Annotated in this window: 1 protein-coding gene; it reads right to left on the bottom strand. The window is 53.2% G+C overall.

What is annotated here, in order from left to right:
* Positions 1 to 483: ATP-binding cassette domain-containing protein (locus tag ACTHUR_RS19555; RefSeq protein WP_440400451.1), on the bottom strand; the 483-nt coding region annotated here is incomplete at both ends.

Here is a 483-nt window from a genome sequence, read left to right as displayed (position 1 = left end):
TTGTCGATCTTCTGCTGAATCGGTTTGCTGCGTTTGGCTTTTTCCTGACGGATTTGTGCTTCTATGCGCTTGGTGTCTTTGCGACTTTGGCTTTGTGCAGATGCGGCGGGGGCTGCTGCGGCGTTTTCTTGTGCCAACCGCCATTGACGGTAGTCGTTCAAATCGCCGTCGAAGTTGTTCAGACGGCCTTTGTCGACAAGGAGGAAACTATCGGTAGTCGCTTCAAGCAGGCTGCGGTCGTGCGAAACGACAATCAATGCACCTTGGAAACTTTGCAGGGCAAGTGTCAGGGCGTGGCGCATATCCAAGTCTAGGTGGTTGGTCGGTTCGTCAAGCAGCAGCAGATTAGGTTTTTGCCAGATAATCATGGCAAGGGCTAGCCGCGCTTTTTCCCCGCCGGAGAACGGCTCGGTCTTTTGAACCGCCATATCGCCGACAAAGTTGAAACCGCCTAAAAAGTTGCGGATTTCCTGTTCGCGGACT

The organism is Neisseria sp. P0021.S007, assembly GCF_051956855.1.
This window is presented reverse-complemented; position numbering and strand designations above follow the sequence as displayed.